This window comes from Solibacillus sp. FSL R5-0691, assembly GCF_037974225.1.
Lineage (GTDB): Bacteria > Bacillota > Bacilli > Bacillales_A > Planococcaceae > Solibacillus.
Genome location: NZ_CP150231.1, coordinates 2,450,530 through 2,476,140 on the forward strand (window position 1 = coordinate 2,450,530; position 25,611 = coordinate 2,476,140).

General features: G+C 38.0%; 26 protein-coding genes. 6 read left to right on the top strand and 20 right to left on the bottom strand.

What is annotated here, in order from left to right; all coding sequences use genetic code 11:
- Window positions 1-234: 234 nt before the first annotated feature.
- Window positions 235-996 (bottom strand): RNA methyltransferase, encoded by a 762-nt coding sequence (locus MKY51_RS12300; protein WP_339172474.1) that lies wholly within the window; start codon window positions 994-996, stop codon window positions 235-237.
- 123 nt (window positions 997-1,119) lie between these two features.
- Between MKY51_RS12300 and sspI the strand changes: the two genes are divergently transcribed.
- Complete coding sequence (gene sspI / locus MKY51_RS12305) at window positions 1,120-1,329, top strand: small acid-soluble spore protein SspI (RefSeq protein WP_339172476.1); 210 nt, start codon at window positions 1,120-1,122, stop codon at window positions 1,327-1,329.
- Between the two features lie 261 nt (window positions 1,330-1,590).
- On the opposite strand, the gene argF is transcribed toward sspI, so the two are convergent.
- Complete coding sequence (argF, locus tag MKY51_RS12310) at window positions 1,591-2,556, bottom strand: ornithine carbamoyltransferase (RefSeq protein ID WP_339176629.1); 966 nt, start codon at window positions 2,554-2,556, stop codon at window positions 1,591-1,593.
- A 290-nt stretch (window positions 2,557-2,846) separates the two neighbouring features.
- On the opposite strand from argF, the gene MKY51_RS12315 reads away from it, so the two are divergent.
- The gene (locus MKY51_RS12315; RefSeq protein WP_339172477.1) at window positions 2,847-3,299 is read left to right on the top strand and encodes an SRPBCC domain-containing protein; all 453 of its coding nucleotides are present in this window, start codon (window positions 2,847-2,849) and stop codon (window positions 3,297-3,299) included.
- A 121-nt stretch (window positions 3,300-3,420) separates the two neighbouring features.
- On the opposite strand, the gene MKY51_RS12320 is transcribed toward MKY51_RS12315, so the two are convergent.
- From MKY51_RS12320 to MKY51_RS12340, 5 genes are all read right to left on the bottom strand, one after another.
- On the bottom strand, window positions 3,421-4,533 hold the full coding sequence (locus MKY51_RS12320) for a Ger(x)C family spore germination protein (protein ID WP_339172479.1): 1,113 nt from the start codon (window positions 4,531-4,533) through the stop codon (window positions 3,421-3,423).
- Window positions 4,534-4,547: 14 nt separating this feature from the next.
- Window positions 4,548-5,660 (bottom strand): GerAB/ArcD/ProY family transporter, encoded by a 1,113-nt coding sequence (locus tag MKY51_RS12325; protein WP_339172481.1) that lies wholly within the window; start codon window positions 5,658-5,660, stop codon window positions 4,548-4,550.
- Window positions 5,657-7,246 (bottom strand): spore germination protein, encoded by a 1,590-nt coding sequence (locus MKY51_RS12330; protein ID WP_339172484.1) that lies wholly within the window; start codon window positions 7,244-7,246, stop codon window positions 5,657-5,659. Before MKY51_RS12330 ends, MKY51_RS12325 begins: the two co-directional genes overlap by 4 nt.
- 204 nt (window positions 7,247-7,450) lie before the next feature.
- Window positions 7,451-8,539 carry a M42 family metallopeptidase gene (locus tag MKY51_RS12335; protein WP_339172487.1) on the bottom strand — a complete coding sequence of 363 codons (1,089 nt, stop codon included), beginning with the start codon at window positions 8,537-8,539 and terminating at the stop codon, window positions 7,451-7,453.
- Window positions 8,540-8,621: 82 nt separating this feature from the next.
- Window positions 8,622-9,104: a dUTP diphosphatase gene (locus tag MKY51_RS12340; protein WP_339172490.1), complete on the bottom strand. Its 483-nt coding sequence runs from the start codon at window positions 9,102-9,104 to the stop codon at window positions 8,622-8,624.
- A gap of 90 nt (window positions 9,105-9,194) precedes the next feature.
- On the opposite strand from MKY51_RS12340, the gene MKY51_RS12345 reads away from it, so the two are divergent.
- The 3 genes from MKY51_RS12345 (at window position 9,195) to MKY51_RS12355 (ending at window position 11,394) form a co-directional block, all read left to right on the top strand.
- The gene (locus MKY51_RS12345) at window positions 9,195-9,575 is read left to right on the top strand and encodes a sigma-w pathway protein ysdB (RefSeq protein ID WP_339172493.1); all 381 of its coding nucleotides are present in this window, start codon (window positions 9,195-9,197) and stop codon (window positions 9,573-9,575) included.
- Between the two features lie 146 nt (window positions 9,576-9,721).
- Window positions 9,722-10,345, top strand: coding sequence for an ABC transporter ATP-binding protein (locus tag MKY51_RS12350; RefSeq protein ID WP_339176630.1), 624 nt, complete (start codon window positions 9,722-9,724; stop codon window positions 10,343-10,345).
- A complete protein-coding gene (locus MKY51_RS12355) occupies window positions 10,345-11,394 on the top strand; it encodes an ABC transporter permease (RefSeq protein WP_339172496.1) in 1,050 nt (349 codons plus the stop codon). The genes MKY51_RS12350 and MKY51_RS12355 overlap by 1 nt, the downstream gene beginning before the upstream one ends.
- A 36-nt stretch (window positions 11,395-11,430) precedes the next feature.
- Here the strand turns inward: MKY51_RS12355 and MKY51_RS12360 are convergent, their stop codons facing one another.
- The 5 genes from MKY51_RS12360 to infC form a co-directional block, all read right to left on the bottom strand.
- Window positions 11,431-12,021 (bottom strand): peroxidase-related enzyme, encoded by a 591-nt coding sequence (locus MKY51_RS12360; protein ID WP_339172499.1) that lies wholly within the window; start codon window positions 12,019-12,021, stop codon window positions 11,431-11,433.
- Between the two features lie 127 nt (window positions 12,022-12,148).
- Window positions 12,149-12,409 (bottom strand): DUF1294 domain-containing protein, encoded by a 261-nt coding sequence (locus MKY51_RS12365; RefSeq protein ID WP_251686520.1) that lies wholly within the window; start codon window positions 12,407-12,409, stop codon window positions 12,149-12,151.
- A 133-nt stretch (window positions 12,410-12,542) separates the two neighbouring features.
- A complete protein-coding gene (rplT, locus tag MKY51_RS12370; RefSeq protein ID WP_079528354.1) occupies window positions 12,543-12,902 on the bottom strand; it encodes a 50S ribosomal protein L20 in 360 nt (119 codons plus the stop codon).
- Window positions 12,903-12,977: 75 nt separating this feature from the next.
- Window positions 12,978-13,178 carry a 50S ribosomal protein L35 gene (gene rpmI, locus MKY51_RS12375; protein ID WP_008407727.1) on the bottom strand — a complete coding sequence of 67 codons (201 nt, stop codon included), beginning with the start codon at window positions 13,176-13,178 and terminating at the stop codon, window positions 12,978-12,980.
- A gap of 35 nt (window positions 13,179-13,213) precedes the next feature.
- Window positions 13,214-13,717, bottom strand: a complete 504-nt coding sequence (infC, locus tag MKY51_RS12380) for a translation initiation factor IF-3 (RefSeq protein ID WP_139377776.1) — start codon at window positions 13,715-13,717, stop codon at window positions 13,214-13,216.
- Between the two features lie 459 nt (window positions 13,718-14,176).
- Here infC and MKY51_RS12385 point away from each other — a divergent pair, with 459 nt between their 5' ends.
- The gene (locus MKY51_RS12385; protein WP_339172504.1) at window positions 14,177-15,013 is read left to right on the top strand and encodes a manganese catalase family protein; all 837 of its coding nucleotides are present in this window, start codon (window positions 14,177-14,179) and stop codon (window positions 15,011-15,013) included.
- 59 nt (window positions 15,014-15,072) lie between these two features.
- Here the strand turns inward: MKY51_RS12385 and MKY51_RS12390 are convergent, their stop codons facing one another.
- The 8 genes from MKY51_RS12390 to mutM form a co-directional block, all read right to left on the bottom strand.
- Window positions 15,073-15,897, bottom strand: coding sequence for a manganese catalase family protein (locus MKY51_RS12390; protein WP_339172506.1), 825 nt, complete (start codon window positions 15,895-15,897; stop codon window positions 15,073-15,075).
- Window positions 15,898-16,032: 135 nt separating this feature from the next.
- A complete protein-coding gene (gene thrS / locus MKY51_RS12395) occupies window positions 16,033-17,964 on the bottom strand; it encodes a threonine--tRNA ligase (protein WP_339172508.1) in 1,932 nt (643 codons plus the stop codon).
- Between the two features lie 529 nt (window positions 17,965-18,493).
- Entirely contained in the window at window positions 18,494-19,453 is a 960-nt protein-coding gene (gene dnaI, locus MKY51_RS12400; protein WP_339172510.1) for a primosomal protein DnaI, read from the bottom strand.
- Entirely contained in the window at window positions 19,446-22,187 is a 2,742-nt protein-coding gene (locus MKY51_RS12405) for a DnaD domain protein (RefSeq protein WP_339172512.1), read from the bottom strand. The genes dnaI and MKY51_RS12405 overlap by 8 nt, the downstream gene beginning before the upstream one ends.
- Window positions 22,188-22,209: 22 nt before the next feature.
- Window positions 22,210-22,677: a transcriptional regulator NrdR gene (nrdR, locus tag MKY51_RS12410; protein ID WP_339172514.1), complete on the bottom strand. Its 468-nt coding sequence runs from the start codon at window positions 22,675-22,677 to the stop codon at window positions 22,210-22,212.
- Between the two features lie 248 nt (window positions 22,678-22,925).
- Window positions 22,926-23,945: a glyceraldehyde-3-phosphate dehydrogenase gene (locus MKY51_RS12415; RefSeq protein ID WP_339172515.1), complete on the bottom strand. Its 1,020-nt coding sequence runs from the start codon at window positions 23,943-23,945 to the stop codon at window positions 22,926-22,928.
- Window positions 23,946-24,129: 184 nt separating this feature from the next.
- On the bottom strand, window positions 24,130-24,726 hold the full coding sequence (coaE, locus tag MKY51_RS12420) for a dephospho-CoA kinase (RefSeq protein ID WP_339172518.1): 597 nt from the start codon (window positions 24,724-24,726) through the stop codon (window positions 24,130-24,132).
- Between the two features lie 12 nt (window positions 24,727-24,738).
- On the bottom strand, window positions 24,739-25,611 hold the full coding sequence (gene mutM, locus MKY51_RS12425) for a bifunctional DNA-formamidopyrimidine glycosylase/DNA-(apurinic or apyrimidinic site) lyase (RefSeq protein WP_339172521.1): 873 nt from the start codon (window positions 25,609-25,611) through the stop codon (window positions 24,739-24,741).

Sequence of the window (25,611 nt, forward strand, 5' to 3'; positions counted from 1 at the left end):
TTTTAAAATAATGACGACAAATGCAGTAAAACAGAGCAATTGCGAGCTAAAAGGGAACTTCATTTCAAAAATGACATTTCTATGAACTCGTTAAAGTTCATATTTTGCGACTAATCAGAAAGCGTAATACCTCTCAAATTATGGTTTTTATTTCCACTTTTTACCTAATATTTTAAAAGAAATGGGATTTTATAAGTACTTACTTACAAAATCCCTCGTCAACGTTTTACCTGTTTATTTTACAAAAGCATACAATAATATTCCTGTTGCCACCGCTACATTTAGTGATTCTGCTCCACCTAAAATAGGAATAATGATGTTCTGGTCTGTTTTTGCCAAAATTTGCGGATTAATGCCACTCCCTTCATTACCCACAATTAAAGCAAATGAATCACTAGGCTCAACATTTTTATATGAAATCGACTCATCTAGTGAAGTCCCATATACACGGATACCGTCAGCCTGCAGGTTTTCCACCCATTCCAACAAGTCTCCACGTACGACTGGAATATGAAAATGAGAGCCCTGTGCTGAACGTAATGACTTTGGATTAAATGCATCGACACTGCCTTTGCCTAAAACAACCGCATCAATTCCAGCAGCATCTGCAGTACGAATCATCGTACCAATATTACCCGGATCTTGAACAGCATCGACTAATAGTACTTTACGCCAATTAAATTGTTCATCTTCTGAAATTTGACGTTGCTTGCAGTGGGCAAATACTCCTTGGGAATTTTCTGTTTCCGCAATTTCTTTAGAGACTGCATCATTTACATGGACTAATACTACCTCATCGATTGCCCATAATAATGGTAGATCCACACCATCACGCACAATAATTTGTACAATCTGTTCTTTATGTTTTAACGCTTCTTCCACTAAATGAAAGCCTTCGACAATATACTCTCCTGTTTTTTCACGTTCTTTACGTTGTGTAACAAGCTTTTTCCAATGCTTCACTAGCGCATTTTGTGTTGATTCGATTCTTTTCATAATTTCCCGTCCTTTTTTACGTACTCGATTGTATATTTTATCACAATTATTTTGTAATCCATAATGCAATACCATGTATAAAGTTTATTATTTTGAACAAAGTATGGGAAAAGGAGGTTTCATATGGATTTTCAAATTCGACAAGCAATTACTGCCAATGTGACAGGCTCAGATGCCGCTGAATTTCAGGATATCGTCAATGATGCAATTTCACGGGGCGAGGAACATTTACTTCCAGGCCTAGGAGTATTCCTGGAAAAATGGTGGAATGGTGCAAGCGAAAGTGAGCGAAATGAATTTTCACAAAAATTAGCAAAACAATTTGTCAGCTAACTTTTAGCATAACCAACCAACTTTCAATTATGATTCCATACAAAAAAGCAATCCAGCGTCTCCCGGATTGCTTTTTCTATGTAGTGATGGGGCATTCCATCTTGAATACAGACATCACTTGTAGCTCTTCATGAATCGTCACAGCGTCTCCCGTTGTTATTCACGTTGGACTACTACATTATTTATTTGCCCTTCCTGCCCATAAATAATGTATGGTTCACAGTGGCGACTACAACCCGTAGTACAAAGCCACTGCCTTTTTTACGCCAATAGAGATACTAAAACTGCTTTTTGTGCATGCAGGCGATTTTCTGCTTGCTCAAATATATAAGAATTTGGACCATCAATTACTGACGTCGCAACTTCTTCCTCACGATGTGCCGGTAAACAATGTAGGAACATATAATCCGGCTTTGCATGGGCAACCAATTCATCGTTGATCTGGTATCCCGCAAAATCTTTCAAGCGTTTTTGCGTTTCTTCTTCCTGCCCCATAGATGTCCATACATCTGCATAAACAGCATCTGCATTTGTAACAGCCTCCACTGGATCATTCGTTACGATAATGGTACTGCCATTACGCGAAGCAATCACCTGTGCTTTTTCTATAATACGCGTATCGCATTCATATCCTGGTGGTGTTGCAACTGCTACATGCATTCCAACATGTGCTGCAGCAACTATTAGCGCATGTGCTACGTTGTTACCATCACCTACATAAGCGATTTTTAACCCTTTCAATTCGCCTTTATTTTCGGCAATTGTTTCAAGATCGGCTAATGCCTGGCATGGATGATCAAGATCCGTTAATCCATTAATGACCGGAATCGATGCGTTATCAGCTAATTCCTCAACCATCGTATGGGAATTGGCACGGATCATAATCCCGTCTAAATAGCCTGACAGAACTCTTCCTGTATCGGAGATTGGTTCACCACGACCGATTTGCATATCACGTGCATTCATATACATGCCATATCCCCCGAGCTGCTGCATCCCTACTTCAAACGATACCCGTGTACGAGTTGAGCTTTTCTCAAAGATCATGCCGAGTGTTTTACCTTCCAATAATCGTGGACATTTGCCCGCCTTCGTTATTGTTTTCAACTGTGTCGCAAGTTCAAGCAGTTGCTTTACTTCTTCACTCGTATAGTCAAGCAGTGTTAATAAGTCTTTTCCTTGTAAACTTTCAACGGGTTTTAATTGCACCTCTTCTAATAACTTCATCATTACACACCTCTGTGAGCTTTATGTTGGTTTTATTATACAAATGAATAATTATAAAATCAAGTGAATTATTATAAATTATTTAAATTAATTTAATTGTTTAATAATTAACCTCATCTCGATACCGCTTCCACAAAACAAAATAATTACTTAAGCGATATTTATAATGATTAATGGAGAAAATTTATGATTTTTATTGAATTCCTATTCATTTTTTAGCATACTATTTACAGCGGTACTTTTTGGAAATAATTTACTCGTACTGCTAATTGATTTTAGGAGGAATTATTATGCCGAACGCTATCCATACAGTGCAATTACCATTATCAAACGATGTAATATGGAATTTTCTAAAGGATTACAACAATTGGGCACCATTAATCCCAGGCTATATCGAACATGAAGCACAACATGATACACAGTTCACTTGGACTTTACTTGCAGATTTAGGATTTACGAAAAAAAAGATTACCCTTCAAGTCGATATTACGGATTCTATTGAGCCAAGTGATGTAAAATTTAACATTAAAGGCTTGTCGGACAACTTTGACGGTAACGGCTATTTTAATATTACTGCCGGTAATAACGAATCCGCTCAAGTTACAGGAAGCCTTGATCTATCCGCGGGCGGTTTTATGGGGATGATGATCAACCCAGTATTGGAAAGTTTCGTACCTAAAGCGACGACTGATTTGACGAACTCAATTGAGACAAAGCTAACTGCCCTTCATGACGTAAAATAAACAAAAAACCATTAACTTTCCCACTGACCGGAAAATTAATGGTTTTTGCTTATTTTTGAAGTTTAGCATAAGAGTCATTCAATTTCTTCATCATCTTCACTACCGTTAAATTTATAAAAATTTATTGGAACACGCCATCACGGATAATTTTTGTTTTTACTGTAACATTCACTTTCATTTGTGGATACAATTCATTCCACTTTTCTTTATCGATTTCCTCATTGCGGACATGTGCTCTATAATACTCACCAAACTCGAATATATCCGAATTGACTTCTTGACTGTACTTTATAATTCGATTTAATTCACTTTCGATTTTTTTATTGATTTCTTTTTCGAGCTTTTGAATTATTTCCGATTTTTCTACATTTAAGTCGGCGTCAATTTCCATTAAACGGCAATCAAATTTTACTGTCAAATCGAATTCCGGTACTGAAGCATCTTTAAGTTTAAGTTTATGCTTCGAAGCGATTGAATCGATAGCTATTGGCAATCCGTCAGTAGAATCGGAAGCAGGTTTTTTTAAAGTTGAGTCCGGCAAAATTAATTGTAGTGTACCATTATGAGTACGATCTCTTATCATTAACATATAAAAGGCATCTTCAGCAGGAAGTTGACCGACAATTTTACCTCCATTGAAAAAGGCGATACCTGATATAACGATATTTTCTTCCTCTTTTTTTATTATTGGGAGAGAGTAATTCCTTACTAAAGATAATTTATCTCGGTTCACTTCATGCAAAGTTGATGAAACCGCATGATGATTTTCAATATTATGCTCAATCAACTGGTAAATATGTTGTCCGATATCTGTGATGTTTTTATAGCTGTATTCCAGTAATTCTTTCAAATCACCTTCAACTATAGCTAAATAGGTGGCATTAGTAATTTCAGAATTCATTTTCATAATGTGTATGGCGTTATCCAAACCTTCCTTGGCCATTTCCTCTCCGAACAATATGACCCTTAATTGACCCGAACCCGTTGTTTGTGTTGTTTTTAAATCAATCTTTGTGCGTGTCCACTTACTTGTTTCCGCTGTTGCTGATTGTACCTCTACCCTGCTTTCCATGTCCTGATTGATTTGCCTGATAACAGCAGTGGCAGACAACTCATTTTCATCTGTCAATTCATATCCAACCAATGTCGTTAAACTTATGTTTTCTAATATTTTCTGTTCTGCACAGCCTGCCAATACAATTATAGAGACAATTACCAAAATGAGTTTTCTCAATTCAATCAACTCATTCATTCCCTTCTCGCTCGGTGTTTTAAGGCTGATTTCTTGATGAGAGCAATAAAATACATAAAGATTGGATAGACCAGCACAATATAAAAAGCAAGTGTTCCAAATGTATAGTTGAAAGCATGAATCTGTGTTCTTGTTTCTACAAAGAAGGACGCTATAAATATTAACAAAGAGAATATTAAAATAAATTTCGTTTCTTTAATAGGAGCAATTCTCTGAAATCCTCTATAAGCTGACCATGCATACAAGCAGAGATTCGGTAGGATTACAATCATCCAGAAACAAATCGTAATAAGTTCAATCCGTTCCAAAAATGGAAGTCTGATAATACTAAATAGTGACAACGTCGCCCAAATTGTTTTTTCAAGTTGTTCCCCACTGAAAAAAGTTAACGTAATAATCATTACAAACAAATACAAAACCATTGTGAAAAGCAGACCTAAATGCACATATTTTTTTGCTTTTTTCTTTTCCTTTACAAACGGATAAAGTACATGTATTACTTCAAAACCTACTATAGTAAAGGACATATAATATGCTCCTTTAAGAATGTCGATTAAATCATTGCTGAATACGGGTAATAGATAGTTCACATTGGCATAATCTAACGGAAGTAATAAAGCTATCGGAATCCATAACCCTAAAAAAAAGCTAAAAAAGCATATGCCAATTATTATGCGAAGTCCGGCAGTAAAGGCATATATTACAAGGATCAGCAGTGTAATGACAATAAAAGATGGTTTTAATTCAGGAAAAACCCACGCATTGATTACATCTGTATAATTTCTTATAATCGCAAAAAATGCTGCCCCACAGTAAAGAACTAAAAGCAAATTAATAAAATTGCCAATATATTTACCGAATATATCCAAATTAATTCCGAATATATCATTTGATTCGTACATTTCCAATAATTTAAATGTCACAATCATGAGCAAGTTAACTGCAAGAAAGCTAATTATAATAGAAATCCATGCATCATGTTTCGCATTTTGATAAATGACGGCTTGAAATCCATGTACACCAACTCCGACTTGAGCTGCACAAATTATAAAGAAGAGAAGCGAAGCATTAAACTTCTCATTTATTCCAATTTGTAATGTATTTTTCATTCTTTCTCATTCCCATCATTCTTGTGACCTGCCTGGCTTGATGGAAATTCAGCGCCGTCTACTCTTGTACCTGGCGATTTTCTTTTAGTTACTCGATATGGAAACCGAATTAAACTATCTCCCCAGCTGTTAATTCTTGGAGGATAAAATGGCGTCAAATAAGGTGCACCAAGGCTTGTCAATTTTAATAAATGAATCAGTAAAATACAGAACGCAAGCATTATACCGTAATAACCCCAAAATCCCGCTAAAATAATAATTGGAAAACGTACAATTCGTATTACATTCCCCATCATATAACTTGGAGTAATAAAAGAAGACAGGGCACATAGTGCAACAATAATGATTAGGATATTACTAGTAATCCCGGCTTGTACAGCTGCTGTACCTAATACTATACCCCCTACAATCCCTATTGTTTGGCCTATTTTAGTCGGCAACCTTGCCCCTGCTTCACGAAGCAATTCCATAATCAATTCCAGGAAAAGCGCCTCCAATATCGGAGGAAAGGGAACTCTAGCCCTTGATTCACTGAGCGGAACTAATAGCGACTGCGGAATGACCTCATAATGAAAAGTTAATGACGCTACATACAGTGGTGTGAAAAAGATAGAAATTAAAATAGCGGCAAATCTTAAGCATCTTAAAAATGTTGCGATTGGCCATCTTAAGTTTTTATCTTCTCTGCTTTGGAAAAATTCAATAAAGCTATATGGACAAAGAATCGCCATCGAGCTACCATCAACGAGTATGCCCACTTTCCCGCTCAATAACCCGTCACAAAACCGGTCTGGACGCTCCGTTATCAACATTTGAGGAAAAATCGAAATATTGTTGTCATCGAGCAATTCTGCCAGTTCGGCGCTATCAATAATATCTTGAATATCAAGTTCTTCAATTCTTTGCCTTATTGTATTTACATTTTGTTCCGCCACAATCCCTTTTATATACATTATTGAGAGTGAGGTATTTGTCTGTTTGCCCACCTTAAATTTTTCATTTCCTAAGTTAGGATTTAATATATATCTTCGAACAAGAGAAATATTGGTCGATAAACTTTCATTAAAACCAACTTGAGATCCGATTACTTGCGATTCATTTTCAGGAGGAGTTAAGCCTCGTGACTCTCTCGCCGGAATAATAACCATTATTGCACAACTATGCCCCTCTACATGAATGACAACTGCCCCTGTCAACATTGTGTCAACACAATTAGCCATTTGTGAAGTTATATTTATTTGTGGAAGAGGTAATTGGCTTTGGATCGTTTCAGGTGATTCACTTTCAATATTCTGCAAAGCAGGCAAAAGCTTCAGATTCAGAATATCTTCTTTTATTAAGTTATCTAAAAATAAAATCGTAATGGTTTTGGATACATTTCGTACTACTAAGTCGGCAGGAGAAAGTATTCTATCTTTCATGTCTTCCACAAAAGTTTGAGTAGATTCAGAAATTGTCTCATTCGGTTTCACTTCGCCGTCAGGTTGTACCTGTTTTTCTACTTCACTGTTATTTTGAGAAGATGGCGGTAATGTTTCAGTTTGTTTTTTGAGAGATTCTTTAGTTTTCTTTTTTCCAAAAAACATACTATTCCCCCATTCTAGATAATTAATGAATCCATTATTTCCCTATATCTTTTTTCTATTCATTAAATTTTTATTTTTCTTTAGCTTTTAAATATGAACGATTAAAAGGCAAAAAAAAAAATCAATTTTCCATATTAGAAAATTGATTTTTTATTTCAACTTAAAACTACAGTAGCTTTCTATTTCCAAGCAGAATAGTCATGATTATTCAAATGTAATTTTATTTACTGCTTCACGGTCTAATCGTTTAATTACTTCTACAATTAATTTCACAGCATTATCATAATCGTCACGGTGCAGGATACCTGCGTGTGAGTGAATATAACGTGTTGCAACACCGATTGCCAATGATGGCACACCATTTGCTGTAATATGGATTGAACCTGCATCCGTACCGCCGCCAGCCATAGCTTCGAACTGGTATGGAATGCCCGCTTCGTCAGCTACATCTAAAACAAATTCACGTAAACCTGTATGTGATACCATGGATGCATCATATACGACAATTTGTGGACCTGCGCCCATTTTTGAAGTCGACTCTTTCGGTGTCACGCCAGGTGTATCACCAGCAACACCTACATCTACAGAGAAACCGATATCCGGTTGCACTTTAAATGATGATGTTTTCGCACCGCGAAGGCCAATCTCTTCCTGTACATTCCCGACACCATAAACAATGTTTGGATGCTTTTCGTCTTTTAATGCTTTCAGTACATCGATTGCAATTGCACAGCCAATTCGGTTGTCCCATGCTTTCGCCAAAAGATGCTTTTCGTTTTTCATAACGTTGAATTCAAAATATGGTGTGATCATATCGCCTGGACGTACGCCCCACTCCATTGCTTCTTCTTTTGAAGTGGCACCGATATCAACGAACATTGATTTAATGTCGACTACTTTATTACGAACATCAGCCGGTAAAATATGTGGTGGCTTTGAACCGATCACTCCGATAATTTCTTCCCCATTGCGCGTTGTAATTGTCACGCGTTGGGCAAGCATTACTTGGCTCCACCAGCCGCCTACAGTTTGGAAGAACACAAACCCTTTATCATCGATGCGTGTCACCATGAAACCAACTTCATCCAAGTGGCCCGCAACCATAATTTTCGGACCGTTTTCATCGCCTACTTTTTTGGCGATTAAACTGCCTAAGTTATCTGTTTCTACTTCATCTGCATATGGTGCGATATACTTTTTCATTACTTCACGTGGTGCACGTTCATTTCCTGGAATGCCGTTTGCATCTGTTAAATCTTTGAACATTTGTAATGTAGCATCGAGCTTTGTCATGTGGTTTCCCCCTAATAATTACTCATCTTTATTATAGCGACAATATTTCGAAATGTGAAATAGTTTCTTGACTTTATGTAAATTAATAGCCATTTCGTTGTCGGTCATAATTCTTTTCATTTTTTAATTCATATGCCTGCAAAACGTCATCGATTGTAAAATTCAAGTTGTACGCAATTATGCTGTATTGTTGCCACATTGCCCTGTAATTATCTTCAGTTTGGTGCTGCAGAAATGTCAGAATCGTCTGTGTCGTAGTAAGAAAGGTTTCAGTCAACTCCTGCTTCTCTTTCAAATAGGGCCATTCCTTCAATTGAAAGCCGCGCATATTTCCAAGTGAAAGCATAAAGTGAATCGAATCTACAAACTCTTCTAAAAGGACAGTTTTTTCCGAAGGCCCCTTCGTTGACCAAAACTTGAAACAGCGCGTTTCGTTGGCAAGTTCACTTAGTTCGACTAATAATGCAAGCCCTTTTTCGGCAAATACATCCTTCTGTACATGTTGGTTTTCTTCAATGAATAGATCTAGTTTCCGCTGCTTTTCAAATAATTGATGAAATTGCATCAAAACATCCCTCTTTTTCAAAATAAAATGAAACTTTTTATACTACTCAATCGTATAGGAGGGAATCAACGTAAGCAAGGAGGAAGTTTCATGGCTATTTTGTTACGACTTGCCATCATCCTTCTCATCATTTACATATTTTATAGAGGGGTACGCTACTTAATCGACCCAAAGCGTAAATTGGATGAGGCATATGAAAATGGACAATATTATTTTTATGATGATGTGAAAAACATTCGGAAAAACTTTTTCATTTCGTATAAGGGAGCATTATTTGAAGGAGAAAAGTATTTAGGTACGACAGACAATGCATTTGAAGTCGTCAGTATTTTCGTCTTTGTCCATGATGCGATGAAACTTCAAGGGTTTACGAAAGAAGATTTTTTGTATTTGGAAAGTGAAATTCTTATGAATTATCCAAACGCCACGATCAATTGGAAAAATCCGATTGAGCAACTAATGAAAGAGTAACTGGAGATAGCGAACCTCATAATTGAGAGGTTCGCTTTTTTGAAACCTTTTTCTTCCATCACCGTATAAATGGATGAGGTGATATATTATGGAAGTATATATAAAAAAAAGCAGGTTATACACCAAATCAAACAAGCATTGAACAAATTGAATTTTCGATGCACCCCAGTACAATCATCGGTTTAATCGGTGGCAATGGCGCAGGAAAAAGTACAACAATTCAATCAATGCTCGGAGTGATTCCTTATTTTGAAGGGACAATTACTATCCCTTCCTACGGCTATGTTCCAGAACGCCCATTATTATATGAGCATTTCACACTGCGCGAGCATCTTCAATTTTTAATCGATGAATATAATGACAAAACACTTTGGGATAAAGCCAATCAGTTACTTACACTGTTTCAAATTGATCAGCGACTGGATGATTTGCCGATTTATTTTTCAAAAGGGATGCAACAAAAAGTGATGCTTGTGTTGGCTTTTTTAATCGATCGGCCACTTTACATACTTGATGAACCATTTATGGGTCTAGATCCACGGGCTATGCGAGAACTGCTGGTTTTAATTGATGAACGTAAACAGCAAGGTGCATCCTTTTTACTTTGTACACATCAATTAGAAATGGCTGAAATGCTTTGTGACCATTACATTCTTCTTCATGAAGGAAATATCCAAGCTAAGGGTACTTTGGCTGAACTTCAACAAATGGTCGGACAGCCTATTTCTTTACTCGATATTTTTTACGAATTGCAAGGCAGGTTACAATAATGTTTACAAAACGCCTTTATCGCTCGTACCAATTTAATTTTAAACTAATTAAATCAATTACGGATTGGACAGTTCTCCTCTATCTTATAGTACCCAGTACCATTATCGGTTTTTTCCTATATCGCGATATTGCTCAAAGTTTTCAAGTATTGGAACTTCAGCCAATTCCGTTACTCCTACTGTTATTTGGATTAAGCTTTTTCTTAGTTAAACCATCTTTACGTCTTTATATATATGATGCGGATATGTTATTTTTTAAACAACAGGGAAAAAAAATTCATCAAATCAAACTATGGGGTTACAGTTATTCATTTTTACTATATAACTGTGTACTTGTTATTCTGTTATTGCTCGCTTCGCCCTTTATCCTATTTCCATTTTGGGAAGTCCTTTTCGCTTTAAATATAATAAGCGTACTCCATATATGTATCCAGTATCGATATCAAAATTGGTTTACAAAATGGCCGTTACTACTTATAGTTCATGCACTCATTATTTTTATGCTCATTTTGCCATTATGGGGGTTTTTCATACTGCTTGTTGTTGTTCATCTACGTTTATTAAATATGGTACTAAGCAATCGTTACTGGACAATTGAAACACGCTGGGAATATGAAGCCTTTTACAGTTGGATGAAACGCATCTATCAATTTAGCCTGGAAATGCGTTACTATATGCCGGCTAAGACGAAGCCGCCGCTTATTTTACTTGCGAAAAAGAAAGCATTAAGTACACACCGGATCGACAATTTAGTTTACAAAACAATATTGAGAAAACTGAGTTATTTGAAATCGCCAATTCAACTCATTGCCATTAGCATTGGCCTTCTCTTTGTTCTACCATTATGGGCAAAAGTAGTTGTCCTCATATTTTCTTCCATCGGTTTAAATGTTGCGCTTAGCTCTATTGTAAATGAAATTAGACAAGCGCCTTTTTTCCAGCTAATGTCTGTTCACGAAAATGAGTGGTTTCAGGCAAAGAAACGTATCAAATACCGCTTTTTTACTCCGATTGTTGTTGTAATGATGCTCCTATTTTTTATCATATAAACCAAAAGGATGCTGCATTTTACTGCAGCATCCTTTTTATCGATTATGTCCGTAATGCCCGGGATTTGCGACAGCTCCAATCGTACTTACCCAGCGGTTTGTATAATTGAAGAACCCGGCAACATACGCAGCTTCCAGTATTTCATGATCATTAAAGCCAGCCTCACGCAGTAAATCAACTTCTTTAGTCGTTATTTCATTTGGATATCTCGTAACCCGGTAGGCATAATCACATAACGCACGCTGCTTTTCCGTAAGTTTTGCAGAGCGGTAATTGTATGTTAATTGGTCCACCCATCCCGGATTTTTTGTTATTCCACGGAGGACATCACTATGTGAAGTAAGGCAATAATTGCAATTATTCGTCGAAGAGACAACAAGTCCGATCATTTCCTTGTCTGCTAACGACAAATAAGTTGTTTCTTCATCGAATAAGGAATATTTAAATTCCAAAAAACCTTTATACTGCAACGCATTTAATGGAAGAATCTTAAACAAATTATTTACAAAACCGTTCTGCTCCAGTTGCTTTTCAACTTGTTCATCAAAAAGTTGCTGTATATCATCCGGGATTTCCTCTTCATTTGGCTTTTGTAAATAAGACAACTGCTCTTCATATTTCGTCATTTCATTACTCCCCGTTTTTAAATTTACTGAATTCATTATAAATTACAACTATTAAACTAACAAATGAATAATCTGCCATATTATACAAAAAAACATAGACCTATTTAGTCTATGCTTTAAAATGATATTAAAATAGCTGAACGAGTAAGAATACATGAATCGCTCCAAGTAAAGGAAAGCCAAATGCAAATTTGTTATGCTTTGTTTTATGACGGAATAAGTACATTCCTAAAACACCGCCAAGTGCCCCTCCCAGAACGCCCAATGTTAATAATGTCCGTTCGGAAATACGCCATTCCTTCTTTTTGGCACGTTCTTTATCTATGTACATATATACACATAATACGAGTGAAACAACGGCAACATATGAAAGTGCTGCTAATTCCATCTGAATTCCCCCTAGTCAAAAAAAGACTGATAAGGAGCAATTCCCTATCAGTCTTTATTATAGCTTCAACTAAATATTTTGCACCTGTCGCTTACGCTTTCAGTACAGAAATAGTTTTTGACAAGGTCAAAAATTATTTAGCAACTGCTTTTTTAGCTTCTTCAGCTAATTGAGCGAATGCTGTTGCATCAGTTACAGCTAAGTCAGCTAACATTTTACGGTTAACTTCGATACCTGCTACTTTTAAGCCGTGCATTAAACGAGAGTAAGATAAACCGTTCATGCGAGCTGCCGCATTGATACGAGTGATCCATAATTTACGGAAATCACGTTTCTTTTGACGACGGTCACGGTATGCATATTGACCTGATTTCATTACTGCTTGGTTAGCTACTTTATATAAAGTATGTTTTGAACCAAAGTAACCTTTAGCTAATTTTAAAACTTTTTTGCGACGAGCGCGTGTTACTGTTCCGCCTTTTACGCGTGGCATAGTAATTACCTCCTGCTAATTCTTTCGAATGCTTAATTTTATTTTTGTTTTTAATAATCTTTTAAACGGTCAAGATTATTTCATGTAAGTTAATAATGTACGGATACGCTTGAAATCGCCTGAAGTTGCAACTTTTGCTTTACGTAAGTGACGTTTTGCTTTAGTTGATTTGTTAGCGAATAAGTGAGAGCCATAAGCACGGTCAAATTTTAATTTACCAGTACCTGTTTTTTTGAAACGTTTCGCAGCTCCACGGTGAGTTTTCATTTTTGGCATGTCGATTTCCTCCTAAACTTGTTTCTACATACGTATTATTTCTCTGTCTTCGGTTGAAGAACTAAGAACATGCTTCGGCCTTCCATCTTCGGTTTTTGCTCAACCGTAGATACTTCAGCACAAGCTTCAGCAAAGCGATCCAGCACACGCTGACCAATTTCTTTGTGTGTGATTGCACGACCTTTAAAGCGAATTGAAGCTTTAACTTTATCTCCTTTTTCAAGGAACTTAATCGCATTACGTAATTTCGTTTGAAAATCATGTTCATCGATTGTTGGGCTCAAACGAACCTCTTTCATTACGATTACTTTAGAGTTTTTACGAATTTCACGGTCTTTCTTTTGCTGTTCAAACTTAAATTTACCATAGTCCATGATACGAGCGACTGGTGGCTTGGCTTGAGGGGCCACAAGGACAAGATCCAAGTTAGCACGAGCGGCAATTTCCAACGCTTCTGTACGCGTTTTTAGACCAAGCTGATCACCATTGTGGTCAATTAGACGAAGTTCGCGCGCGCGGATGCCTTCGTTTACATACATGTCTTTGCTAATATTAATCCACCTCCAAGTGTTTGTCGCGAATACATGAGTTGGTGTAAAGTATAACCCTGTCGAACGGTACACCTCTGCGTGATGTCCATATGTTCTTCTTGTCTTTACAAACAAAAAGGACGGACATTTGAGATGTCCGCCCGCTATATGTGCATACGCATTCATGCGTAAAACAATTCAACGTTTCTGATACCTGCACGTAACTTATATAAAAGCACTTGTCAGGTGAGAAGCGGGCAGCCTCTACTTTCAAACTTTTGTATTCATAACCTAAATAATCTTAACACGAGCTTAAAGTAACGTCAAGCATTTTTATATGATTAATTTTATTGTTTCTCTTTTTTTTTTAAAATAAATGAAATTAATTTTCATTTCCAGGTTTTACTTAAAAAATTAGTGGTATCTAATTAAGGATTCACATTTTATCGATAGGAGGAATTTTTTAATATGTTCAGACATCAAAAAGAATTACAATTTGAGGTAAAAGTTGAAAGACCAGATCCATTATTAGCGAAACAAGTTCAGGAAGTTCTTGGCGGTCAGTTCGGTGAAATGAGTGTCATGATGCAATACCTTTTCCAAGGTTGGAACTGTCGTGGCGAAGAAAAATACAAAGACTTATTAATGGATATCGGTACCGAAGAAATCGGTCACGTTGAAATGCTATGTTCTTTAATTAGTCAATTACTTGATGGTGCATCACCTGATGACCAGCAAAAAATTGCGCAAGATCCGATGATGGATTCAATTATGGGCGGCATCAATCCGCAGCACTTAATTGTTAGTGGTTTAGGGGCTACTCCAAAAGACTCTAACGGTATACCATGGAATGCCGGTTATATCGCAGCGAGTGGTAACCTGCTTGCAGACTTCCGCGCTAACTTAAATGCAGAATCACAAGGCCGTTTACAAGTTGCGCGTTTATACCATATGACAAAAGATGAAGGTGTACGTACAGTATTCAGAAAAATGCTGGCACGTGACCGTTACCACCAATATCAATGGATGGCAGCTATTAAAGAGCTTGAAGAAAAGAAAGGCGTCGTCGTTCCTGCTTCATTCGCACCGGAAGACGAGTTGGAAGCTCAACCGCATGCTTATGAACTATGGAGCTTATCTGAGGGTACAGCTTCTAAAAATGGTCCGTGGGCACAAGGTACAGCACCGGATGGAACTGGGGAATTTGTTTTCTTGGATAACCCGGCACCAATGGGACAAGTACCGAACCCGGCAGTACCGCCAACAACGCTACACCATGATATCGATGTAGACAAAAAATTATAATCTACTATAAAAACTGTCCTCGACCTTATATTACCTACAGGTCGAGGACAGTTTTTTGTTTACATCATATTAGGTGGTGTGTCGAAAATAGTTGGTGGTGCTGGACGTAAAACAGGAGCCGGCGCAAAAGGCTGCGGGTGTTCCACATAATTGAAGACACCTTCCCCGTCCATACTCGGTCCATGTGCCCAACGTCCGTGTGCACTTTCATTTCCGCGGGAGAAGTTGAATAATGTATAGGCTACTTCACGTTTTTCAAGTTCTTTAGGGAAGGTACTCGGCACAACAATATTTTCCTGAGCCTCTAATTCTTTAATCGCAGCTACCCACTGATTTTGGTGCATTGTATCTCTAGCAAGCAGCCATGAAAACATATCACGTACACCCGGATCTTCCGTTTCATAATAAAGACGCGCTACCTGTAAACGCCCTTGGGATTCGGCATTCAGATTCGCACGGAAATCCGCCAGTAAGTTTCCGCTTGCTGCAATATAGCCCGCATTCCATGGTATCCCATTGGAATCTTTCGGCGCTGCCCCTAGACCAGTGACAATTATATGCTGGGGATTACTGCCTCCTAGAATTGCTGCGATCAGTGGATCCTTTGCCGCCTCATCCAGTGCTACAGACTCAACACCATCCAGCAATCTCGCAATCATTGTCGAAATCATTTCAATATGTGCAAGTTCTTCCGTGCCTGTATCCATCAGTAAGTCACGGTATTTTTCATTGCCTCTCGTATTCCAGCCTTGAAATAAGTATTGTAGCGCTACCGACATTTCTCCAAATTGACCACCTAGAATTTCCTGCATTTTACGGGCCATAACCGGATCCGGTCTGCACGGCTTGGCTTCATATTGCAGTTCCTTTATATGATAAAACATTCATTCACTCCTTTTATATTTCCTACTATATGCATTTATTTAAAAAATGCTAAGAAATAGAAAAATTGAAAAAACGGAACTTGCATTTCGAAAGCTAAAAAGGCGGCCCACAAAATGAGGGCCGCCTTCTTCATATTATTTCTTCACTTCTGCTGTAATATCTGCAAGGAACTGTTCAAAGCTGATTGTTTCTGAATCCTTTGAACCGTAACGGCGGATATTAACCGCATTTTCTGCTACTTCTTTATCTCCAAGTACAAGCATGTACGGGATTTTTTGCATTTGTGCTTCACGGATTTTGTAACCTAGTTTTTCTTCACGGTCATCCATTTCTACACGGATACCAGCTGCTGCTAATTTTTCTTGTACTTCGCGTGCATAATCATAGTGCACTGCGTTTGATACAGGAATAATTGTCGCTTGCACCGGTGCCAACCATGTCGGGAATGCTCCTTTGTATTCTTCGATCAAGAATGCTACGAAACGTTCCATTGTTGATACAACACCACGGTGAATAACTACTGGACGTTGTGGCTGCCCATCTTCACCAATGTAAGAAAGGTCAAAACGTTGTGGCAATAAGAAGTCAAGTTGTGCAGTCGATAAAGTTTCCTCTTTACCAATTGCTGTTTTTACTTGAACATCAAGTTTTGGACCATAGAATGCCGCTTCGTCTTCCGCGATGAAGTAGTCATAGCCAAGCTCATCCATTGCTTCTTTTAACATTGCCTGTGCAGTTTCCCACATTTGATCGTCATCAAAGTATTTCTCTGTGTTGTTCGGATCGCGGTAAGAAAGACGGAATGAGAAGTCTTTTAGATCGAAGTCTTTATATACTTCTAAAATCAGTTCCACTACTTTTTTGAATTCTGCCTTAATTTGATCTGGACGTACGAAAATGTGTGCGTCATTTAAAGTCATCCCGCGTACACGTTGCAATCCAGATACCGCTCCACTCATTTCATAACGGTGCATTGTACCAAGCTCCGCAATACGGATTGGCAAGTGACGGTAAGAGTGCAGACCGTTTTTGAATACCATCATATGGTGAGGACAGTTCATTGGACGTAAAACAAGTGTTTCATTGTCCATTTCCATTGGAGGGAACATGCCGTCTTGATAGTGCTCCCAGTGACCTGATGTTTCATACAGTTTTTTCGAGCCAAGCACTGGTGTATATACGTGTTTGTAACCTAAAGATAATTCTTTGTCTACGATGTAGCGTTCGATCGTACGGCGGATTGTTGCACCGTTCGGTAACCATAGCGGTAACCCTTGACCAACAGTTTGGCTAGTCATGAATAAATCCAATTCTTTACCGATCTTACGGTGGTCACGTTCTTTTGCTTCTTCAAGCATTTGAAGATGGTGCTTTAACTCATCTTTTGTGAAGAATGCAGTACCGTAAATACGTTGCAGCATTTTGTTGTCTGAGTTACCGCGCCAGTATGCACCAGCTAATGATAATAGTTTGAACTCTTTTAATTTGCCTGTAGATGGTACGTGTACACCACGGCAAAGGTCAAAGAAATCGCCTTGGTAGTAAATTGATACTTGGTCATCAGCTGGAATTGCTTCAAGTAGTTCTAATTTATACTCGTCGCCAACTTCCTCGTAGATTTTCTGTGCTTCATCACGAGAAACGTTTTTGCGTTCGATTTCGATGTTTTCAGAAATGATCTTTTTCATTTCTTTTTCGATTGCTGGTAAATCTTCTGCAGTAATCGGTGTTGGTGAATCGATGTCATAATAGAAGCCTGAATCGATAACTGGACCGATACCTAATTTTACGTCTGGGTATAGACGTTTTACTGCCTGTGCTGTTAAGTGGGCAGTTGAGTGACGAAGGATTTCTAATGCTTCGTCTGATTTGTTTGTAATGATTTCGATTGCACCGTCTTGTTCGATCCCTGTTTTTGCATCGATTAATGTGCCATTGATTTTACCTGCTAATGTTGATTTTTTAAGTCCTGGGCTGATTGAACCTGCAACGTCCAATGTAGATGTTCCCTTGGCGAATTCCTTTACTGCGCCATCCGGGAATGTTAATTTGATCATTTCTGACATGTTGTTGTCCTCCTTAATATTATTGTGGCAAAATATCCATTTACTTATCCGTTAGTCTCCGTTACGGGCGAATGCTTTCCGCGGGCACGGCCTGAGCCTGTAGTCTCAGGCGTCGTGCTGTTCCCGCAGGAGTCCTCGCCCTTCACTCCGACTAACTATATTTTTACGTATCATCAATAAAATACTCATTTCAAAATGATAAGCAAAATAGGCAAAATAAAAAGCACCGTCCCAACAAAGGGACGATGCTGTATGCTCGTGGTGCCACCCTTCTTCCTTCTTCGTTAAACGAATCAGAAGCTCTCGGTCAGTTAACGTACTGAGAAACGATGACGGATTGGCCCCGTCACTGCTCGAAGGTAGTAAAGTATAACGCTTGTGCTAGGAAGCTTGCAGCCGTGTCTTCCCTCTCTAAAAGCCAGTTCGTTAAACTTGTTGTCCTTTTCAATGCATTTATTGTTTATTTACGTACAAAGTATACGCTCGATTTTGGAGAAAAGCAATATTGAAAAATAAAACTTTTAATATTTTATTTTCTGCGGTTTGTTCCGGTAATCTCAAGCGGTGTCGTTAATGCTTGGACCCGTTGTAAAATACGGCCCGATTTCATTTCATCTATTGCCCCGTGTTCTGTTACGGACCATTGTTCTTCCAACTGTTTGTAATTGAAATTTGAAGAGATAAATGTCGGCAATTTTTCTGCCATACGGTAATGCAGGATCGATCCGATAATTTCATCTCTTGTCCATGTAGAAATCGGCTCAGAGCCAACATCATCAAGCATTAATACCGGCACTTTTTTTACAAAGTCGATTTTTTGTTCAATCGATCCTTCTGTTACCGACGACTTTAATTCACGGATGAATTCCGGCATATATACTAATAACGTTTGAATACGTTCTTTCGATAAAGCATTTGCAATCGCACCTAAAATATAGGTTTTCCCAACACCAAATGTTCCGTATAAATACAGCCCTTTTGCAGGAAGCTCCTTCGTCTCGCGGTATTGCTTTCTAAACTCAACCATAAACTGGGTCGCTGCCATGCGGGAGTTATCGTTCATATCCATTTCATTAAAGTCTGCCTTCAGGACATCTTTCGGCATATACATCGTCTTCATCATGGAAGCCAGTTCACGCTGGTCATCTTCTTTAAGCATTTGTTCGCACTTTTTGTAAATGATATTAATCTGACCATTCGAAAGCATTAATTGCGGAACATGGCCTTTATAGAAATTTTGGCATTGCGCGGTAGAACCTGCTCCACAGCAAGTGTGTTTTTGTTCCACAAATTCAAAAAGAGTTGTCATGCCATATTGAATAACAGCCGAGTTTTCCGTCATATTATGGTCTTCCATAAACTGTTTTACACTTGGGTGTGAAAGGACACGGTTTTTTAATTCATTATATTTTTGCTCAAAAGATGGGATATTTATTTTATTGAGCGAATCTTTTATTGGTTCGATTGTACTCACCTGCTTTTTAATCACTATTTAGTTGCTCTAATAATTTTTTGCGCTGCTCTTCAAAATCAATCTGGTTTTGAGTATTCCCGGAATTAGCTGGTTGCATCGATTCCTGATCTTTTTCTTTAAACCAATCCGGAACTACGCCAACTTTTCTTGCCCCGCGCTGTTTGTTTTTCTTCTCTTGCATATCAATATAAACTTTTGCATGTTTTATCGTCTGAATTTTATTGTTGCGCCAAGTATTTGCGACACTGTTAATATATTTTTCAGGCAATGCACCTTCTGTTTTTTCCATTACATATTCGAGCATGTAATTGACGACAGCCGGAATCATCTTGTAATGCAAAATCAATTTTTCCGCTGTTGAGACAACATATGCAAAAGGCTCATGACCATCGTTTAATTCTTTTGTAAATGCATATGGCGTCGCTTTTTCATAGCGGGCCAATTCCGGTGTAAACACATAATCCTGAGGATAATATTTCGGTAAATCCTGCTCGGTAATTTTCACGTCTACTTTATTTTCTTTATAATTCGTTTCGATGTAAGCAAGTGCGTCTTTAGCCAACAAGATGTCTTTCAGTTGCATATTCAAAGCAAGTGTCTGAATTTGGTTACGTCCGAAACGGCTCGTTTTATTCGTTAATATAAATTCTAGAATGGCGTTGACAACACCGACTTTTATACCGTGTTTTAAAACAAGGTCATCCACTTGCTTCACTAACATTTCAACCGGTTCTTTTCCGTTAAGCAAATTTTTCATGAAATCATACGGCAACGTTTCATCGAAAGCCGGAATCCATTTTGACATATCCTTAACGGTAACTTTAAAGGCAAGCGGAGTATCCATCGTAATTTTTGATGCTTTGAGTTGAGTTCCATCGCTTTCTTCTACAATACGAAGCGCTTCTAATGCATTGGCCGGCGGATTTAACATCCAATTTCCGGCGATAGATTGCACAAAGTTTTTCGTCAGTTTCCCATTGCTCTCATTATAGGCATATTCCATCAGCACATTGACTGCCCCTACCGAAAGACCTTGCTGCAATACGAGTTCCTCGGCTAAATCGACAATAAACTTCACCGGTTTTTTCCCTTTATACAATGACTTCAGGAAATAATAAGGAACCGTTTTATCATAGTGAATTGACTGGTCATCTACTGTTAAATAGTCTTCTGTCACTTTAATAAGGTTGCGTTCATTTCTCTTTTCAATATAGTCCAGTGCTTGCTCGGCTGTCTTAATCTGATTGTACCGGATTTCAGATGCCAAAGCTTCAACAAATGATTCCGGCAAGTTGCCTTTTGTCGAGTCCCACACATGACGAATGATGACGTTTCCCACTTCTATCGGGATATCATAAGAACTGTAAAGCGATTCTGCTATTTTTATATGCCCTGAAAATGGTTCTTCACCATGAGTCAAAATCAGCAAATACTGATAAGGTGTAGAATTTTTATAATCGACTAGCGCTGAATCAGGAGAATCGGTTTTCGAGTTATTATTTTCTTCCGTTTTATTTAAATCGTTTTTCGTAACCGTAATTTGCGATAGGTTTTTCGATTTACGATCACGGTAGCTATGTTCAACTTTTGCAATTTCCATCGTATTTTCAGCTGTTTTCGCACCTTTTTTCAGCCAGTTATTCATGACTACCTTCATAAAGTTCTTATTGTAATTTAGTTCGTCATTCATTGAAATATAATGGATCAAAACATTCAAGGTGCCGTAAGAAACCCCTTTTCTAATGAAATGATTAAATTCCATTACAATGGATTCCGGCGGCAAATAGCCGTTAAATTTTTGGAAAACTTCAATCGGTGAAGTTTTTTCCAAATACTCGATTAAACCTTCTTTATCGTTAATATTTTGCGGTGCTTTTGCTGGAGCAGTGTTGATTACTTCCACCGAACGGAAAATGTCCTGTTTTTTGATCAGCTTTGGTTTCGCCACACCTACGTTTAGCTGGTAGTATTCCTCACAGCGTTTTTCAAGCTCTTTTTTCGTAAGTCCTTCATCTGTATCCCATGCCAGTAAGACGATTCTTTGCATATCCGTCACTGAGAAATTATACATAAAAGCTAATTTAGCAATGGCAATCTTTATATCGAGCGTGAATAATCTACTCGGGATTAAGTTTTGGCTCATGCCCATCATGAAGCTCTTAAAATCAAATAAGTCATACTCAAACGGGTACGACATTTTTGAACGTTCATTAACAGAACCCTTATTTTCCTGCATTACTTGCTTTAGCTCAGATTCCGTTATCGCAACAAATGCATCATTAAAGCTGCATGTTACATCTTTGTACCCCTGTAAGGAAATATCATGCTTAGCTAATTTATTTCGTAATGATTCATACTGTTCGCGGCCGATTTTACGTAAAAGTGCTACAGAAAGAATGGAATCGTCAAAGAAGTCATGGCCAGTTAATGGCGGATATAAAATATACTTCATCGATTTATGTGAATCCATCATCTTCTCAAAGGACTTCACTAAACCAATTGCTTCTAATATTATTCTTGCCTCTAGTAATTGCTTCGGTTTAAAACTTAATGAATCGAGCAGGTTGCTATGAAAACAAGTTGGCTTTTCATGTTGTTGTGTTTCAACCCATAACTTTAAATATAGTGCAGTAGCTTCAACACCAATAATCGGCTGATAGCATAATTGTAATGCAAGCTGATGCTCACTAGTGATAGTTTGAGGGCAATGAATTTCACAATGGTCATATGGATTTAGCTGATTCATCATTACCATTTATCCCTCCTAACACTTATTTGTTATTTGACTGACGGGTCATGATTTCTTTCAGTTCCTCGATAAATACCGTAATATCCTTAAATTGGCGGTAAACAGATGCGAAGCGTACATACGCTACTTCATCAATTTTCGCTAGTCGGTCCATTACCATTTCCCCGACATCTTCCGAACGTACTTCCGCATTGCCTAATCGGCGTAATTCTTTTTCAATCGATAAAACAATCTCTTCTAATTGTTCTAATGCAACCGGCCGTTTTTCACACGCGCGTATAAGACCACGCAATACTTTTTCACGGCTGAACTCCTCGCGTGAACCTTCTTTTTTCACAACGATTAACGGGGTTTCTTCAATTTTTTCAAATGTCGTAAAGCGAAAGGCGCATGATTCACATTCACGACGTCTTCGAATTTCTTTATTATCATCAACAGGTCTTGAGTCTACAACGCGTGTCCCGTTGTATTGACAAGCTGGACATCTCATATAATAATTTCTCCTAAAAGTTAGTTTAATTCTATTATAACAAAAACAACGCGCTTGAAATAGTGCTTCACGCGCGTTGAAATTTTCCAATGGAAAGTCATTCAATTATATAGTGCATCGTTGCTTCACACAATAGAAAAAGCCTTTTGCAAAAATGATTTACTTTCTGCAAAAGGTTTTCTCTCTGTCATTCTAACTCGTGTCAGTGCCTTTATGAAGGGATCAATGACTCTTAATGCAGCAATCGATTATGCGTTTACTGCTGCTAATTCATTTGCAATTTTCTTTGTTAAGTCTACTACGCGAGCAGAGTAACCCCACTCATTATCATACCAAGCGATCACTTTTACTTTACGGTCACCTAATACGATTGTAGTTAAACCGTCTACTGTAGATGAGTATGTTGTTGTATTGTAGTCAGACGATACTAATGGCTCCATAGAGAAGTTTAAAATACCGTTCATTTTTCCTTCAGCTGCCGCTTTAAATGCCGCATTTACTTCTTCTACCGTCACGTCTTTTTCTACATCTACTACTAAATCAACTAAAGAAACGTTTGGTGTTGGCACACGTAATGCCATACCATGGATTTTCCCGTCCAATTCCGGTAATACAAGACGCAATGCTTTTGCTGCACCAGTTGAAGTCGGGATAATTGATGATCCACAGTTACGTGCACGACGTAAATCTTTATGTGGATTATCGATATTGTTTTGATCGTTTGTATAAGCATGAACCGTTGTCATTAAACCGTTTACAATACCGAACTCATCGTTTAATACTTTAGCTACAGGAGCTAAACAGTTTGTTGTACAAGATGCGTTTGAGATGACATCATGCTTTGTTAAATCCAATTTATCATCATTTACACCTAAAACAACCGTAATATCTTCATTTTTACCAGGAGCAGTTAAAATAACTTTTTTCGCGCCAGCTTCAATATGTTTTGCTGCTTTTTCACGGTCATTAAATTTACCAGTCGCTTCAATAACGATATCGACACCCATTTGTGCCCATGGTAATTTTAACGGATCACGTTCACTAACTAATTCAACACGTTTGCCATTTACAATTAAAGCACCTTCGACTGCTTCAACAGTTCCCGGGAAAACACCATGATTTGTGTCATACTTAATTAAATGTGCTAACGTTTCAGATGGATAGCTTGCGTTCACTGCTACGATATTCACGTCACCGCGCATCATTGCTTGTCGGAACACCATACGACCAATGCGGCCAAAACCATTAATTGCAATAGAAACTGTCATATTATTTAAATCCTCCTAAAAGTACGATTCATTCGTTTTATTTATTCGTTGATTAGTATAACACATATTATAAAAAGTTGAACATATTTAATCCACTTAATTAAATTTGTTATTTTCAGATAATACATACCCTTAAAATAAAAACCTCAACCAACTTTTTAATTAAATTGGTTGAGGTATTATTTTACTTCAATACATTCCACTCATACAAAATATTTTGAAGCTGAATCGCTGTATCTTCCAGCGTTCCATTGTTATGAATAACCGCATCAGCTAACTGTTCTTTTTCTTTGACTGGAATCTGTGTCGCAATTCGGGCACTCGCCTCTTCTTCCGAAAAACCGTTTCGTTCCATCAAGCGCTGGAGCTGTACCTCTTTCTTTACAGAAACGACAATAATTTTTTCCACGAAATGTTCCAGTTTGCTTTCGAATAGTAGCGGAATATCCATGAAAATATTTTTTTCGCCGAACGAGATAAATTCATCACGCTGACGCAGCATTTCTTCACGAATAGCCGGATGGATGATACTGTTTAACGTTTTCCGCATTTCTTCATTATGAAAAATCATACTCCCGACTTTCACACGGTCCATTGAACCATCTTGTGCAATGACTTCCGGTCCGAATGCTTCTGCAATCTTTTTTAATGTCGGTGTACCAGGCTCGACTACTTGTCGTGCGACTACATCGGCATCAACGATCGGCAATCCGTATGACTCAATCATCTTTGCAACGGTACTTTTTCCGCTGGCAATACTACCTGTTAATCCAATAATCACTGCAATTCCCCTTTACTTTTGACATTGCGGACAATATGTTGATGTTCTGCCCGCGATGACGAGCGACTCTGTATTTGTTTCACATACAACACATTGTTTTTTCCCATACATTTTCAGTCGGTGCTGCATTGTTCCCGCACCCCCGTTAATACTGCGATAATCAGAAATTGTAGATCCGCCCGAATCAATGCTTTCCTGCAATACATCACAAATGACGTGAAAGAGCATCGTCTTTTGCTCACGACTTAATTCACTCGTTGTTTTCCCCGGATGAATAAGCATTTTGAACAAGGCTTCGGTTGCATAAATATTGCCGCAACCGGAAATCACCTGACCATCCATGATGACTTCTTTAATCGGTTTTTTTGCGAATTTTGGTTTTTCACTTTGCATAAGGAAAAAATCACAGGCAATCTCATCAAAAGGCTCAGGCGCCATTTTTAGCAATGGAGGATGATCAGCAATCTCTTTAATAAAACGCAGTTCCCCAAAACGGCGGATATCCGCATACACAAGCAATTCTCCGCTTGCCAATGTAAATATCGCATGAATATGCTTCCGGAACTTTTCTTCCGTAATCTCCAGCACATCATTTACTATAAACCAGGCTCCACTCATCCCTAAATGATTCACCAATATAAAACGTTCATCATTTTTCTCAAGGTGAAAAAATATATATTTCGATCTGCGTTCCAATTTATCGATTGTCATATCCCGTACTAATAATTCAAATTGAGCAGGCTTTGCATTTTTTACAATCGCCTGTTTGCCTGCTTCATGCGAAGTATAAACGACATCCGATAAAGAGACAGATTCGATCGTCTTCCCTTCTACGATTGGCCGTAGATCACGTACGACCCCTTCTACTTCTGGTAATTCCGGCAT